We start from the raw sequence: 15,055 nt of genomic DNA on the forward strand, positions 1-15,055 counted from the left end.
CTTCACGAACCATCCATGCGCGCGGTGGTCATATAGCTCGCGACAGATGCAATGTCTGTCGCCGATCTCTCCCTTCCCCTGGAGTGATCCGGAACGACGACTTCTCCCCGAGTCCCGTTCCACCGAGCCCCGCCGGCCCCCCCTGCCTGCGGGGCTTTTTTTGTTCACGGTTCCCCTTCGCCCACGCGCTGGAACGTCGCCACCCGCCGGTACGGCGACGGATACGCGCCCACCTGCAGCATCGCCGGGCGCAGGTTCCAGTCGATGTGCAGGCGGTCGATGCCGCCGTCGCGGCCGCGGGTGAACCACACGAACTCCTCGCGCATGGCCCGGTTGCGCCACACCGCGCGGAAGGTGTCGTGGTGCCAGTGCTCCAGGTCGGCGACCTGCAGCGGATCGTCCCACAGGGCCAGCACCAGCCGCCCGTCCTCCACCCGTACCCGGGCATCGGCGTAGAGGTCGTCGTTGAAGCCGCCTTCGAAATCCGCCAGTGGCCCCGAGGGACGGGTGCCGGTGATGCGCGCGGCGTGGATGGCGTCGCGCTCGGCCTGCACCCGCGCCTTCTGCGCCAGATGCCGCTGCCAGCTGTCCGCGTGGTGCTCGCCGCCGTCGATGCCCAGGTAGGCGTCCATGATCTGCCGCGCCAGCGCGGTGGTGAAGCCGTTGAAGGTGTTGGTGGTGATGAAGATGCCCAGGTTCTCCCCGGGCACCAGCATCAGCAGGGAGTTCATGCCGTCCACCGCGCCCGAGTGCGATGAGGTCGGGTGACCGCCGTGGCTACCCAGCCGCCAGCCCAGGCCGTAGGCGGCGAGCGGCTCGAACGCGGGCCGGCTGATCGGGTTCTGGGCGCTGTGCATCTCCTCCACGGTTGTGCGTGCAAGCAGGGTATTGCCCTCGAACTCGCCGGGCGTGCCCAGGTGCAGGCGCATCCAGGCCGCGATCTCGCGCGCGCTGGTGTGCACCGAGGCCGCCGGGCCCACCGCGTCGAAGTTGCGGCGGGCGATTTCCACCACTTCGCCGTCGATCTCCTGGTGCGGCCAGGCCACGTTGCCGGAGTCGTCCAGGCGGCTGCCGCCGGCCAGGCTGCGGGCCATGCCCAGCGGTGCGAACAGGCGCTGCTCGACGAACCGCTCCCAGCCGGTGCCGGTCACCGCCGGCACCACTTCGCCGGCCACCATGTACAGCACGTTGGAATACACGTAGCCCTCGCGGAAGCCGGTTTCCGGCTCCAGATGGCGCAGGCGTTCGATCTGCTCGGCGCTGTCGCGCGCGGAGATCCAGCGCAGGCGGTTGCCGGTCAGCCGGCCCAGCCCGACCCGGTGGGCGAGCATGTCGCGCACCGTGACCGCCCGGGTCACGTAGGGGTCGTACAGCTGCAGCTGCGGCAGGTGCCTGGCCACCGGGTCGTCCCAGCCGATCCGGCCCTCGTCCACCAGCAGCCCCAGCGCGGCGGCGTTGAAGGCCTTGGACACCGAGGCGACGTTGAACAGGGTGTCGGCGTCGACCGGCTCCGGGTGGCCGAGCCGGCGCACGCCGAAGCCGCGCGCCCACGCCAGCTCGTCGTCCTTGACCACGCTCACCGCCAGCCCGGGGATGCCCCAGTCGCGCATGCCCTGCTCGATGAAGGCCTCGATGCCTTCCAGCTCCGGTGGCGGCCGGGTCTGCGCCAGGGATGCCAGCGGAAGCAGGAGCAGGAGTGCCAGCAGGAGCCGCAGCCGCCGCCCGGTGCGTGCAGCAGGGACAGTGGTGGTGGAAGCGTTGGTGCGGGTGGCAGGCCGGGGCATCGGGCGGATCCTTAATGCGGCAGGGGCGCGCGGAACCGTAGCAGAAGCGCGCCGCGGACGGCGCCCGGCCTCGCCCGCCGGCGGCCGCGGCGGGCGGCCGTTCACACCGCTTTCGGCGCGCCGCCGGAACACTGCGGGCAGACCCCTGCGCCCGAGGTGCCGACATCAGTTCCAGCGAAGAACCCAAGCAGCAGCCGGCCACGCCCGCGCATGCTTCGGGGCGGGCGCCGGGCAGCGGCCGGATCGAGGCGATCGACTTCGCCCGCGGCCTGGCGGTGGCGCTGATGATCCTCAGCCACGGCACCAACGCGCTGCTGCCGTTCTCCGACTTCCCCGACTGGGGGCAGGTGCCGGTGCACGCGCTGACCAAGTTCTCCTCGTCGCTGTTCGTGATCGTGTTCGGGGTGGCGCTGGCGGTGGCGTTCGTGCCCAAGGTGGGCCAGGAGGACTGGCCGCGCCGGCGCAACAGGCTGCTGCGGCGCGGACTGGTGGTGCTGCCCTGGTACAAGCTGCTGACCGTGGTGGAGATGTACGAACTCCACGAGCGCGACGCCATCGTCGACACCCTGCTGTACCGGGATTTCCCTTCGTTCGTGGAGATCCTGGGCTTCTACGCGATCGCGCTGCTGTGGGTGCCGTTCCTGCTGCCGCTGTGGGCGCGCGCGCCGGCGCTGCTGCGCTGGGTGAGCCCGGCGCTGATGGCGCTGGCGGGGTGGTGGCTGCTGGAGAACTTTGATTTCTGGGGCGTGCCGCAGCTGCAGGCGCTGATCGTCGAACATCCGGACTACTACACCTGGGGCCAGCTGGCGCGCGGGCCGCTGATCCTGCTCGGATTGCTCATCGGCGGCCTGCTGCTGCGCGCCTACGACGATCCCGGCCGGCGCATGGCGCTGGCCGGCGGGCTGGCGGGTGCCGGGGTGGTCGCGCTGGCGGCGTTCGCGCTGCTGGCCGGCGACGACGTGACCGGGCAGATCCGGGAGATCGCCGGCAACGCCGGCAAGCATCCGCCGGGCCTGCTGTTCATGCTCTACAGCGTGGGCGGCGCGCTGGCCCTGCTGGGGCTGGCGATCGCCGGCGGCGAACTGCTGGCGCGCTGGCTGCGGCCGCTCACGCTGATCGGCAGCGACGCGCTGATGGCGTTCGCGTTCCACATCGTGGTGATCTTCGTGCTGCTGCGCGACGTGCTGGGCTATTACCAGACCGTGTCCTACGAATACGCCCTGCTGCTGGCGCTGCTGCTGATTCCCGCCACGGCCGTGTTCATCTGGCTGCTGCAGGCGATTCAGCGCAGGTCGTCGCGCGGGTCATAGCATCGGGCCGCATGTTCAAGCCGATCCGCTTGCTGCTGATCCTCTTGCTGCTGGCCGCCGGTCACGCCGCCGCGGCCGCGCCACCTGCCGCAGCGGAGGACGAACCCGCCTGGGCCGCGCCGATGCGCGAGCGCCTGGCCGCGGCCGAGCGCCGCCTGGGCGGTGAGGTCGGCGTGTTCGTGCACCACCTGGGCCGCGACGAGCGCTTCTCCTGGCGCGCCGACGAGCCGTGGTACCTGGCCTCGGGGATCAAGGTGCCGGTGGCCATCGCGGTGCTGCGCCAGGTCGAGGACGGCCACCTGGCCCTGGATGCGCACGTGAAGCTGCTGGCCAGCGACTACGTGGACGGCGCCGGGCAGACCAACCACCAGCCGGTGGGCGCGATGCTGTCGATCCAGTGGCTGATGGAGCAGATGCTCATCTACAGCGACAACACCGCCACCGACGTGCTGATCCGCGTTGCCGGGCTGGACGAGGTCAACGCGGTGGCGCACGCGCTGCTGGCCGACCGCGGCCTGGTGATCACCTCGCTGGCCGACGTGCGGCGGCTGGTGTACGCCGGCTTCCACGTGCGCGCGGCCAACCTGGATTCGCAGGAGCTGCTGGCGCTGCGGCGCGCGCGTAGCGGCATGCCGCGGGTGCGGCGGCTGGCGCAGATCCTGCAGACCACGCCGGAGGAGTTCCTGCTGCCGGATCTGGACAGCGCCTTCGACGCTTATTATTCGCAGCACATCAACGTGTCCAGCCTGCGCAACTACGGCCGCATGCTGGAGGCCCTGGCGCAAGGCATGGCGCTGGGGCCGGAGGGCACGGACTGGCTGATGGACGTGATGACCCGGGTGCGTACCGGCGAGCGCCGGATCAAGGCCACGCTGCCGGCCGGCGCGACCTTCGCCCACAAGACCGGCACCCAGCACCGCCGCTTCTGCGACCTGGGCATTGCCAGCGTGCAGCTGCACGGACGCACGGAACGGGTGGTGATCGCGGCCTGCGCGCGCGGCACCGCGTCGCTGGCTGCGGGTGAACGCGCGCTGCGCGATGTTGGCGCAGCCGTCACCGCGTCCGGGGTATTGAAGCTGGCAAGCCCGTAGACCGTTCGCACATGCCTGCAACCACCCGATTCCGCTGGCCGGCACTGATGATCGCCGGCGCCCTGCTGCTGGCCGCCTGCCAGCCTTCCGCCCCCGAGCCGGAGCCGTCCGCCGAAGCCGGGCCGGATGCCGCGCCCGATGCGGGCGTCGAATACGTCCCCGGTGACGCCGAAGCGCCCGCGTGGCTCAACCCGCTGTCAGCCGACATCGGTGAAATCGATGCGGCCATGCCCGGCCGCTTCGGCGTCTACGTGCGCCGCCTGGGCGAGGGCGCCGGCAGCCTGGATCTTGGCGACGACCATGCCTGGTACCTGTCCTCGACGATCAAGGTGCCGGTGGCGATCGCGGTGCTCGAACAGGTGGACGCGGGCCGGCTGTCGCTGGATGAGGAGATCGAGCTGCGCGAGGCCGATTTCGTGGACGGCGCCGGCGACATGCTCGAGCGCACGCCGGGCGAGCGCTTCACCATCGCCACCCTGCTGGAGAAGTCGCTGCGCCACAGTGACAGCACCGCCACCGACATGCTGATCCGCAGGATCGGCGAGGTCGACATCAACCGCCGCATCCGCGACTGGCTGGGGCGCGGGTTCGGCCCGGTCACCACCATCCTGCAGGTGCGCTACGAGGTCTACGGCGCGCTGCATCCGCGCGTGGTGGAGCTGTCGAACATGGATCTGGTCAGCCTGCGCCACGCCGGTGACCGTGACGCGCGGCTGGACGCGCTGGCGGAGCTGCTCGATGTCGAGCGCGAGGATCTGGATGCGGAAAGCCTGGAGGCGGTGTTCGGCCGCTACTACGAGACCGGGGCCAACTCGGCGCCGCTGGAGATGTTCGCCGAGATGCTTGAGCAGCTGGTGACCGGCGAGCTGCTCTCGCCGGAAAGCACCGACCTGCTGCTGGGCCACATGCGCGCCATCACCACCGGCACCCGCCGCATCCAGGCCGGGCTGGGCGGGGCCGATTTCGCCCAGAATACCGGCACCCAGATCGAGCGCGCCTGCAACGTGGGGGTGATCAATCCCGAATCGGTGGAGGAGGGCGCGACAATCGTGGTCGCCTGCGCGGAAGACTTCGGCGACATCGGCAACGCCGAGCAGGCCTTCCAGTCCCTGGGCCGCGCCCTGGCCGAAGCCGACCTGAACTGACCGCCCCGCCGTCCCCCCGCTGGCGCATGGCGCGCTCCTACACCCGGCCGGACACCCGGCCCGGTCGGGCAGCGACGTTGCGGGGGTCAGTCGGTTTCGCGGCGCCAGTTGACCGAGCCGCGGTTTTCCAGCGTGCTCGATTCGATCTCCAGGTCGAATCCGCGCGTGAGCAGGTAGCGCAGGGTCAGCACCTGGCCGGTGCCCAGCAGGGACACGCCGAAGCCCACGTACAGCCGCGGCGACAGCTGCTTGCCCACGCCGATCACGCTGCCGCCCAGCGCGCGTGAATGGCTTACCCCGGCTTCGTCCAGGCCCAGCCCGGCGCCCAGCTGCGAGGCCAGGATGCCGCCGCCGGCCTGCAGCGCGGCCGCGGCCGCATCCAGCTCGCGGCCCTCGTCGCCGGTCACGCTCGACAGCGAGCGGCCCAGTGCCAGGTAGGCCAGCGCCTCGGACTCGTCGCGGCTGGGGTCCGTCCACACGCTGGCCTGCGGCGACGAGGCGCGGCCGGTGACGTCGATGCCCGCGGTCAGGTCTTCGGCCTCGATCCGGCGCACGGCGCGGATGTCCAGCACCGGGTCGCCGATCATGTCGTTGCTCCACGACAGGTTGCCGCGGGTGATGCGCAGTTCCTGGCCGTAGGCCTCGTAGCGCCCGCCGACCTGCAGCGAGCCGGTGCCGCGCATGTCGCGCCCCGGATACTGGCGCACGCGCAGCCGCCCGCCCAGGGTGCCTTCCAGGCCGAAGCCGTTGAGCACCACGTCCTCGCCCATCTCCAGGGTCAGGTCGAGCTGCATCGCCAGCGGCGGGCCTTCGTCCGGATCGACCGGATCCAGCACCACCACGTCCGATGAAGGCGCGACGCCGCCGTCGCTGAGCCGCTCCAGATCCATCCGCGCCTCGGGCACGAACACGTTGCCGGTCACTTCCAGCGGCCGCCCGGCGGCGTAGAGCACGGTCAGCTCGGGGCTGGCGACTGCGTGCAGGTCGCGGGTGTTGGACACCAGCACCTCCTCGCCGCCGATCCGCAGCTCCAGCGGCGCGCTGGCATCGCCGCCCCAGCCCAGGCTGCCGTCGATGGTCAGCGTGCCCTCGCCCGAGCGCACGCTGCCGTCGATGGTCGCGGTGCCGTCGCCGCGCGCGTCCAGGCGCACGTCGCCATCCTCGAGCAGGATGCCCAGCGCCGGCAGCTCGGAGGTGAACCCGCTCAGCCGCGCCTGCCCGCCCAGCGCAGGCTCCGCGCGGGTGCCGCCCAGTGTGATCTGCGCGGCCAGCCGGCCCTCCGGCTCGACGATGTCGGGCGAGAACAGCTCCAGCCAGACCAGCTCGTTGATGTCCACGTCGATGCTGCCCGCCAGCGGCGAGTACGCGTCCCAGCCGGTCTCCAGCTGCGCACGCACGCTGCCCGACTCGTCCAGCGCGGTTGTGAAGCTCGCCTGGATCGCCTGCGGGCTGAACTGCGCCTCCAGCGCCAGGCCGGAATAACCGAGCACGTCGCGGCGCGCGCGCCGGCCCAGGCGCAGGCCGCCATCGGCCGAGCGCGCGTCCAGATGCCCGGCGAAGGCGCCGCCGGCCGGGCGCAGCTGGCCGTCGATGTCGAGCTCGCCGCGCAGCGCCCACGCGCCGCCGTCATCGCGCTCGGGCAGCCACGGCTCGGCCAGTGCCAGCGGCAGGCCGGTGCCGCTCACCGAAAGCCCGGTGCGCGGCCAGTCCGCCTCCAGGCACAGCGCACCGCCCACGGTGCTGGCGAAGCAGGACTGCGACACCTGCCAGCCGCTGGCGGTCTGGGCGAAGCTGCCCGGCGAAAGCAGGTTCCAGGACGCCCCGCGCGAGGGCGCCAGGCGCAGCGACTGCAGCGTGCCCTGCAGGCGCTGCTGGCGCAGGCCGAGCGCGGCGGCCAGGTCGAGCTCGCCGATGTCGCCGCGCACGCTGGCCTCGGCCTGCATCGACTCCACGGTGCCGTTCGCGCGGGCGCTGACCGAATCCAGCGCGACCCCGGCGTTGACTCCGCTGGCGCCCACCTGCAGCTGGCCGGCCGCGCCCCGCCACGGCAGCCGGCCGCGGATGATCGCGCGCTCGGCGCCGTAGCCGCCCCAGGCCAGGTCGCTGCCGGCCAGGTCGGCCTCGATGTCGGGGGCCGTGCGGGTGCCCTCCAGGCGGGCGCTGCCTTCCAGCCGGCCGGAGGCGCCCGGCAGCAGGTCGGACAGGTGCAGCGGGGCGAAGCGGGCGTCCACGTCCAGGCCCTGGGCGATGGTCGCGGTCGCGTCGATCCGGCTGTCGCCCACGGTGAGCGCCACCTCGCCCTCGTAATGTGCCGGTACGCCGGGCGTCGCCGCGGCCGGGCCGTGCATGGCGAAGCGGCCGCTGCCGTCCAGCGCGCGCGCGCGCAGGTGGCCGCCCAGGTCGGCCAGATCCACTTCCACCTCCAGGCCGCCGTCATCGCGGGTGCTGCCGCGGCTGGCCAGTTCAGCGTCGACCGCGCCACTGAAGTCGGGGGCGAAGTAGCCGGGATCGAAGCCGTCCAGGGTCGCGTCCAGCTCCCAGCCCAGCGCCGGCGCCCACGCCAGCGCGCCGCTGGCTTCCAGGCTGCCGCCGGGGGTGGCCGCGTGCAGGCGGCGCAGCTGCAGGCGCTCGGTGTTGCCGCGCGCGTCCAGTTCCAGGTCGGCGGCCAGGCCGTCGCGGGCCAGGTCGGCGCGGCCGATCGCTGCCCACGCGTCAAGGGTTCCGGCCACGCCAAGCCGGGCGCTGGCGATGATCGCCGGCCCCGGCGCTCCTTCCGCGCCTGCGGCGCCGCTCCACGCCAGGCCGTCGGCATCGACCGAGAAGCGGCCGCGGGCCGGGCCTTCGCTGTCGCTGAAATCCGCGCGCCCGCGCACCGTCACCCGGCCGTCCAGCAGTTCCACCGCCAGCGGATCCAGCTTCAGCACCTGCTCTTCGAGCATCAGCGTGGACGGCAGCAGAACCGCGTCGAAATCACCGTAGGCGAGCGTGCCTTCAAGCTCCGCGCTGCCGCCGCTGCCATCGGCGACGATGTCGAACGCCAGCGGCGTGCCCGGCTCGCCGCTGCCGGCCAGCAGGCCGACGTCCAGCGCATCGGTGCGCGCCACCAGCCGCCAGTCGGGGTCTTCGCCACCGCGCAGGGCCAGGGTCGCCAGCACCCGGGAGGGCGCGTGGCCGGTCACCACCAGATCCAGGTGGGCGGCGTCGCCGCGGGCAACCACGCCGAAGTTGGGGCGGGTGCGCCCGGCCGGCGCCGGCATCACCGCGCCGCCGGTCAGGTCCATCGCATAGCCGTCGCGCGGGGCGTAGTGGCCGTTGACGTTGAAGCGGCCGCGGTCGGTGTCCACCAGCACCTGATCCAGCTCCAGCAGGCCTTCGCCGGCATTGAGCCCGCCGCGCACCTGGTGCACCTGCACCAGCGGGCCGTCGGCGCCCACCACCCGCAGGTCGTCGACCCGGATCGCCTTGGCCTGCAGCGACAGCGGCAGCGGCCCGATGTCGGGCAGCGCGTCCGGCCAGCTGGGCAGCTGGAACGGCGTGTCGTCCTCGACCGCAGGCGGCAGCGAAAGCACCGCGTTCTCCACCTCGAGCACGTCCAGCCGCAGCAGCCGTCCGGCCAGCGGCAGGATCGCCGGGTCGATGGTGACCCGCTGCGCGGTGAACACCAGGATCCGGTGTTCGGCGCACTGGCCGTAGGGCACCGGCTCGCCGTCGCCGTCGTCCGGGCAGCTCATCTGCACGAAGCGCACGTCGTACAGGCTCAGCGGGCCGGAGGCGGGCCCTTCTGCCGTGCGCCACTCCAGCGTCGTCCCCGCCGGCAGCCGCGCGGTGATCTGCGAGAGCAGGAAGTCGCGCCCGCCGAAGGTCATCAGCAGCCAGTACGCGGCGAACATCAGCACCAGCGCCAGCACGAGGCTGGCGATGCCCGAGCGGATCGCCAGCCAGCGCAGCCGCGCCTTGCGGCGCGCGCGCAGTTCGGCAATGCGCTCCTCGCGCTGCTCGGGCGTCAGGTCGGGGTCGATCCGGCGGCGGAAGACGGGTGCCATGGCTCAGAACGCGGTGCCGATGTCCAGGTGCAGGGTGAACGGCGAATCCGGATCGTCCAGCCCGCGGGCGATATCCAGCCGCAGCGGGCCCACCGGCGACGCCCAGCGCAGGCCCACGCCCACGCCGGTGCGCCAGTCCGGGCTGTCGTCGAACGCGCTGCCGCTGTCGGCGAACACCGCGAAGCCGAAGCCGTTCTCGAAGTAGTGCTCGTACTCCACCGAGCCGGTGAACACATGCTTGGCGCCGGTGGCGAAATCGCCGATCCGCGGGCCGACCTCGCGCCAGTCGTAGCCGCGGATGCTGCGGTCGCCGCCGGCGTAGAAGCGCAGGCTGGGCGGCATGGCCACCAGCGCGTCGGTGTAGGTGTGGCCGGCTTCGCCGCGCACCATCAGCCGGTGGCGCTCGCCGATGCCCTGGTACCAGGTGGCGCGCGCGTGCACCTGGGCGAAGCTGGCGTCCGAGCCGACGTCCTCCACCCCGCCGCGCAGCACGATGCTGCCGCCGATGCCGCGGCGCGGGAACAGCTGGTCGTCCACGTCCACGTACTCGGCGCGCAGCGAGGGATAGCTGAAGGTGGCGTAGCGGTACTCCGCCGGCGCGTCCGGATCGTCCTGGTCAACGTACGCCCAGCGCTCGCGCAGCACGTGCGCGGAGGCCACCAGGTTGAGGTTGCGGCTGTACTGGCCGCTGCGGCTGCCGACCAGTTCGATCCGGCGCGTGTCCACGTAGCGGGTCTGCTCGTCGGCGGCCTGCAGGCTCACCGTGTACCAGCCGTCCAGCCAGGCGAAGGCGGGGATGCGGTACTGCAGGGTCAGGGTCTTGCGCTTTTGCGCGTAGTCCAGCTGCGCCAGCGCCTTGTGCCCGCGCTTGTTGACGTAGCGCCGCTCCTCGCCCAGGCGGAAACCGGCGCCGCTGTCGGTGCCGTAGCTCAGGCCGGCGGTCTGGATCTTGCGCGGGGCCGGGGTCAGGCGCACCTCCACCGGCACCCGGCGGTCGGCGTCGGCCTCATCGGGTCGCGGCTCGATCTCGATCCCGCTGAAGTAGTCCAGCCGCTGCAGCGAGGTGCGCAGACGATCCAGGCGGCCCTGGTGGTAGTACTCGCCCTCGTTCCAGTAGATCAGCCGGTCGAACAGGTGCGGGTGGATGATCTCGCGCGGGGCCTGTTCAAAGGTGACCGGCCCCATGTTGTAGCGATCGCCGCTGCTCCACACCAGCTCGATGTCGGCCGCTTCGTCGGCCCGGGTGACCTCGACCCGGCGCGCGCTGAAGTCGGCGTCGAAATAGCCGCGCTCGGCCAGGCGGCGGCTGATCAGGGCCTTGCTGGCCTCGTACGGCCGGTGGTCGAAGACGTCGCCGGGGGAGGGAGTGAAGTTGCCCAGGTCACGGGCCAGGTAGCGGTCGCGGTTGCCGGCGCCGATGATCGCCACGTCGGCGTTGCGCACCCGCACCGGCTCGCCGGCATCCACGGTGATGGTCACCTCGACCTGGCCGTTGCCGCGGGACTGTTCGACCTGGATCTCGGGCGAGTAGTAGCCGAACGGCTCCAGCGCCTCGCGGGTCTCGTCCTCGGCGGCGCCGAGCATGTAGCGCAGGCGCCGGAAGCTGATGTCCTCGCCGCGCACGTCCGCCAGTGACAGCGAGACGCGCACGTTCTCTTCCATCTCGCCGTCCAGGCCGCGGATCGTGATCCCGCCCACCTGCACCGCATGCGCCGTACCGGAGACGAGAAGGAGAAGCGCGGCGAGGGCGGGGGCGTTGATGCGTCCTAGCATCGCGGCAGGATACCGAAGCGCTTGTCTAGGAATCCTTAACGCTGCGCGGGGCGGCCAGCGCGAGTACCGCCAGCACGCCGATCGCGCGCGCCCGGGTCAGACTGCCCAGTTGGTCGGCCCATGCGTCGCCCGGCTGTGGCGCGTGCTCGTCCAGGGCCACGCCGATGGCTGGCTTCGACCAGGTGCAGGCGCGCCCGCTCGCTCCATTCCCGGGACTGGGCGGCATTGCCCAGCGCCGAGTGGATCCGGGCCATCTGTTCCATCGACTCGTGCACCTGGTCGGCCATTTGGCCTTCCTCGGTGATCCTCGCCGATTCGCTGCCGTATTCCAGCGCCTGCGCGGGCACGCCCTCCGATGCTGCGCCACGCATTCCCGGACGAGGTGGAGCTGCGCGTCGAACTGCCGTCCGTGCAGCAGCAGGTGTTCTTCGATCCCAGCCAGCTGGAGCTGGTGCTGCTCAACCTGGCGTCCAACGCCGCCGAGGCGATGGCGGACGGTGGCGTCTTCACCATCAGCCTGCCCGCGCAGGATCCGCAGTGGGTGGAAATCCGCGCCAGCGACACCGGGAGCGGGATGACGGCCGAAGAGGTGGCCCGCTGCCGCGAGCCGTTCTACACCACCAAGCCCGCCGGCCAGGGCACCGGGCTGGGCCTGTCAGTGGCGTCCGACCTGGTCATGCGGGCCGGCGGCGAGCTGCTGATCGACAGCGTGCCCGGCGAGGGCACCATGATCCGCATCCGCCTGCCGCGACGGATGGCGGCCGTCTGAGGGCAGTCAAGCGGACAGATCAGGCGGACAGGTGCTCGATCGCCGCCACGCTGCCGAGCCGATCCGCCAGCCGCCGCAGCAGGGCCAGGCGGTTGCCGCGTACGGCCGGGTCTTCCGCATTGACCATCACCGCGTCGAAGAACGCGTCCACCTGCGGACGCAGGCGGGCCAGGCGGGCGAGCACGTCGACGTAGTCGCCGCTGGCCAGGGCCGGGGCGGTTTCGCCATGCGCGGCTTCCACCGCTTCGGCCAGCGCCAGTTCGGCCGGCTCGGCGAGCAGGGCCGGGTCGACCGCGCCGGGAACGTCGCCTTCGGCCTTGCGCAGGATGTTGCGGATGCGCTTGTCGGCCGCGGCCAGGGCCTCGGCCTCGGGCAGCGCGGCGAAGGTGCCGATGGCGGCGATGCGGCGGTGGAAATCATGCAGCGAGGCCGGGCGCAGCGCGGCCACCGCGTTGAAGTGCTGCACCGGCACGCTGCGGTCGGCGTAGTAGCCCTTGAGGCGGTCGAGGATGAAGTCGTACAGCGCATCGACGCCTTCGGCCGGATCGGCATCGCGCGCGGCCAGCGCCTCGTCCAGGCGCTTGCGGGCGCGGGCGGTGTCCTTCTCGCCGCTGGCCGCGGCCAGCGCGGCTTCGGCGGTGTCCGCCATTGCCTGCAGGGCGAGCGCGTGGGTGTGGGCCAGGAGCTCGCGCAGATCCAGCGCCAGGCCGCTTTCGATCACCGTGCGCGCCAGGCCCAGGGCGTTGCGCCGCAGCGCGAACGGATCCTTGTTGCCGGTCGGCTTCAGGCCCGCGGCGAAGCCGCCGGCCAGGGTGTCGGCGCGCTCGGCGATCGCCAGCACCTTGCCCAGCGGCGAGAGGGCAATGTCGTCACCGGCGTGGCGCGGCGCGTAGGCCTCGTCGATGGCGTTGGCCACGGCGGTGCGCTCGTCGCTGGAAAGCGTGTCCAGCGAGGGATCCTGCAGCGCGTAGTAGCGCCCGGCGATGCCCTGCAGTTCCGGGAACTCGCCCACCAGGCGCGACTGCAGGTCGGCCTTGGACAGCCCGGCCGCGCGCGCGGCCAGCGTGGGGTCGGCGCCGGCGGCCGGCGCGATCGATCCGGCCAGCGCGCTCACCCGCGCCACCTTGCCGGCCAGGGTGCCCAGCGCGGCCTGGTAGGTCACCGACTCCAGCCCCGCGTTCATCGACGCCAGGCCCTGGCGGATGTCCTCGGTGAAGAAGAACTGCGCGTCGGCGAAGCGCGGGCGGATCACCCGCTCGTAGCCCTGGCGCACCTGCTGCTCGTCGGTGGACGCGATGTTGGCCACGCCGATGAAATGCTCCAGCAGCCGGCCATCTTCGCCCAGCACCGGGAAGAACTTCTGGTTCGCCTCCATCGTGGTGACCAGCGCCTCGGGCGGCACCGCCAGGAACGCGGGCTCGAACGAGCAGGCCACCGCGACCGGCCATTCCACCAGGCAGTTCACCTCTTCCAGGTTGCCGGCGTCGATGCGGGCGGTGCCGTGGGGCGCGGCGGCGGCGTTGACTTCCTCGACGATGCGCGCGCGGCGCTCGTCCGGATCCACCAGCACCTTGGCCCCGCGCATCGCGATGACGTAGTCGCCCGGCCGGTCGATCACCACCGGGCCTTCGTGCATGAAGCGGTGGCCGCGGCTCTGGCGGCCGGCCTGCACGCCCAGCGCCTGGATATCCACGACCTCATCGCCCAGCAGCGCCACCAGCCACAGCACCGGCCGGGCGAAGCCGTGTTCGTGGGCGCCCCAGCGCATCGGCTTGGGGATGGGCATGGCGTCCAGCGCCTCGGCCACCACCTCGGGCAGCAGCCCGATGGTCGTCGCGCCCGGGCGCGAGGAGCGGTGCACGAAGCGCTCGCCGCGGTTGTCGCTGGTGCGCTCCAGCGCGCTCCATTCCACGCCGGCCTTGGCGGCGAAGCCCTGCAGCGCCTTCGTCGGCTGGCCGTCGGCGTCCAGGGCGATGTTGAGATAGGGCCCCAGCACCTCGGACTTCTGCTCCGGCTGCGCCGCGGCCACGCCCGGCAGCAGCACCGCGAGCCGGCGCGGGGAGTACAGCGGTTTGGCATCGCCGCGTTCGACCGCGATGCCGCGCTTGTCCAGCGCCGCCAGCACGCCGTCGAAGAACGCCTGCGCCAGCCCCGGCAGCGCCTTGACCGGCAGCTCCTCGGTACCCAGTTCAACCAGCAGCGGCTGCATGGTGTCGTTCATCACGCGGCCTCCCTGCCGGCCTGCTTCAGGCCGGGAAAGCCGAGCTTCTCGCGCTGGGCGAAGTAGGCCTGGGCCACGCCCTGCGCCAGCCGCCGCACGCGCAGGATGTAGCGCTGGCGCTCGGTGACGCTGATCGCGCGGCGCGCATCGAGCATGTTGAAGCTGTGGCTGGCCTTCATCACCTGCTCGTAGGCGGGCAGCGGCAGGACGAGTTCGACCAGCTTGAGCGCCTCGGCCTCGCAGGCGTCGAAGCGGTGCAGCAGCTCGGGCACGTCGGCGACCTCGAAGTTGTAGGTGCTCTGCTCCACCTCGTTCTGGTGGTAGACGTCGCGGTAGGTCACCGGCGTGCCGTCCGGGCCGTGCGTCCAGACCAGGTCGAACACGTCGTCCACGCCCTGCAGGTACATGCACAGGCGCTCCAGGCCGTAGGTGATCTCGCCCATCACCGGCCGGCACTCGATGCCGCCGGCCTGCTGGAACCAGGTGAACTGGGTCACTTCCATGCCGTTGAGCCAGACCTCCCAGCCCAGGCCCCAGGCGCCCAGCGTGGGCGATTCCCAGTTGTCCTCCACCAGGCGCAGGTCGTGCACCTGCGGATCCACGCCCAGCGCCTTGAGCGAATCGAAGTACAGCTCGACGATGTTGTCGGGCGAGGGCTTCATCACCACCTGGTACTGGTAGTAGCGCTGCAGGCGGTTGGGGTTCTCGCCGTAGCGGCCGTCGGTGGGCCGGCGCGAGGGCTGCACGTAGGCCGCGTTCCACGGCTCCGGGCCGATCGCGCGCAGGAAGGTGGCCGGGTGGAAGGTGCCCGCGCCCACTTCCAGATCCAGCGGCTGGATCAGCACGCAGCCGTGCTGCGCCCAGTAGGCGTTGAGGCGCTGGATCAGGTCCTGGAAGGTCGGGCCGCTCATCCGCGAGG

Annotated in this window: 9 protein-coding genes; 4 read left to right on the forward strand and 5 right to left on the reverse strand. The window is 72.0% G+C overall.

Translation table 11 applies throughout. The features are described from left to right. Positions 1-164 precede the first annotated feature (164 nt). A complete protein-coding gene (locus ACOZ90_RS03630; protein ID WP_422892268.1) occupies positions 165-1,784 on the reverse strand; it encodes a serine hydrolase in 1,620 nt (539 codons plus the stop codon). A 164-nt stretch (positions 1,785-1,948) separates the two neighbouring features. Here ACOZ90_RS03630 and ACOZ90_RS03635 point away from each other — a divergent pair, with 164 nt between their 5' ends. The 3 genes from ACOZ90_RS03635 to ACOZ90_RS03645 are packed head-to-tail and all read left to right on the forward strand — an operon-like array spanning position 1,949 to position 5,330. Next, entirely contained in the window at positions 1,949-3,094 is a 1,146-nt protein-coding gene (locus tag ACOZ90_RS03635; protein WP_422892420.1) for a heparan-alpha-glucosaminide N-acetyltransferase domain-containing protein, read from the forward strand. A gap of 11 nt (positions 3,095-3,105) precedes the next feature. Next, a complete protein-coding gene (locus tag ACOZ90_RS03640; protein ID WP_422892269.1) occupies positions 3,106-4,185 on the forward strand; it encodes a serine hydrolase in 1,080 nt (359 codons plus the stop codon). An 11-nt stretch (positions 4,186-4,196) separates the two neighbouring features. Beyond that, entirely contained in the window at positions 4,197-5,330 is a 1,134-nt protein-coding gene (locus ACOZ90_RS03645) for a serine hydrolase (protein WP_422892270.1), read from the forward strand. An 86-nt stretch (positions 5,331-5,416) separates the two neighbouring features. Here the strand turns inward: ACOZ90_RS03645 and ACOZ90_RS03650 are convergent, their stop codons facing one another. Together ACOZ90_RS03650 and ACOZ90_RS03655 are read right to left on the reverse strand one after the other, a co-directional pair. Then, positions 5,417-9,373: a translocation/assembly module TamB domain-containing protein gene (locus ACOZ90_RS03650; RefSeq protein ID WP_422892271.1), complete on the reverse strand. Its 3,957-nt coding sequence runs from the start codon at positions 9,371-9,373 to the stop codon at positions 5,417-5,419. A 3-nt stretch (positions 9,374-9,376) separates the two neighbouring features. Then, positions 9,377-11,146 carry an autotransporter assembly complex protein TamA gene (locus ACOZ90_RS03655; protein ID WP_422892272.1) on the reverse strand — a complete coding sequence of 590 codons (1,770 nt, stop codon included), beginning with the start codon at positions 11,144-11,146 and terminating at the stop codon, positions 9,377-9,379. A 355-nt stretch (positions 11,147-11,501) separates the two neighbouring features. Here ACOZ90_RS03655 and ACOZ90_RS03660 point away from each other — a divergent pair, with 355 nt between their 5' ends. Continuing rightward, complete coding sequence (locus ACOZ90_RS03660; RefSeq protein ID WP_422892273.1) at positions 11,502-11,915, forward strand: sensor histidine kinase; 414 nt, start codon at positions 11,502-11,504, stop codon at positions 11,913-11,915. A 19-nt stretch (positions 11,916-11,934) separates the two neighbouring features. On the opposite strand, the gene glyS is transcribed toward ACOZ90_RS03660, so the two are convergent. Both glyS and glyQ read right to left on the reverse strand, forming a co-directional pair. Next, entirely contained in the window at positions 11,935-14,136 is a 2,202-nt protein-coding gene (glyS, locus tag ACOZ90_RS03665; RefSeq protein WP_422892274.1) for a glycine--tRNA ligase subunit beta, read from the reverse strand. Then, entirely contained in the window at positions 14,136-15,047 is a 912-nt protein-coding gene (gene glyQ / locus ACOZ90_RS03670; protein WP_422892275.1) for a glycine--tRNA ligase subunit alpha, read from the reverse strand. Before glyQ ends, glyS begins: the two co-directional genes overlap by 1 nt. Positions 15,048-15,055 lie beyond the last annotated feature (8 nt).

The organism is Luteimonas dalianensis (genome assembly GCF_049339425.1).
GTDB classification, from domain to species: domain Bacteria; phylum Pseudomonadota; class Gammaproteobacteria; order Xanthomonadales; family Xanthomonadaceae; genus Luteimonas; species Luteimonas dalianensis.

Bases quoted from the DNA above. Each gene is read 5' to 3' on its own strand.
- glyS (WP_422892274.1), bottom strand. From the start codon at position 14,136: ATGAACGACACCATGCAGCCGCTGCTGGTTGAACTGGGTACCGAGGAG.
- ACOZ90_RS03640 (WP_422892269.1), top strand. From the start codon at position 3,106: ATGTTCAAGCCGATCCGCTTGCTGCTGATCCTCTTGCTGCTGGCCGCC.
- ACOZ90_RS03650 (WP_422892271.1), bottom strand. From the start codon at position 9,373: ATGGCACCCGTCTTCCGCCGCCGGATCGACCCCGACCTGACGCCCGAG.
- glyQ (WP_422892275.1), bottom strand. From the start codon at position 15,047: ATGAGCGGCCCGACCTTCCAGGACCTGATCCAGCGCCTCAACGCCTAC.
- ACOZ90_RS03660 (WP_422892273.1), top strand. From the start codon at position 11,502: ATGCTGCGCCACGCATTCCCGGACGAGGTGGAGCTGCGCGTCGAACTG.
- ACOZ90_RS03645 (WP_422892270.1), top strand. From the start codon at position 4,197: ATGCCTGCAACCACCCGATTCCGCTGGCCGGCACTGATGATCGCCGGC.
- ACOZ90_RS03655 (WP_422892272.1), bottom strand. From the start codon at position 11,146: ATGCTAGGACGCATCAACGCCCCCGCCCTCGCCGCGCTTCTCCTTCTC.
- ACOZ90_RS03630 (WP_422892268.1), bottom strand. From the start codon at position 1,784: ATGCCCCGGCCTGCCACCCGCACCAACGCTTCCACCACCACTGTCCCT.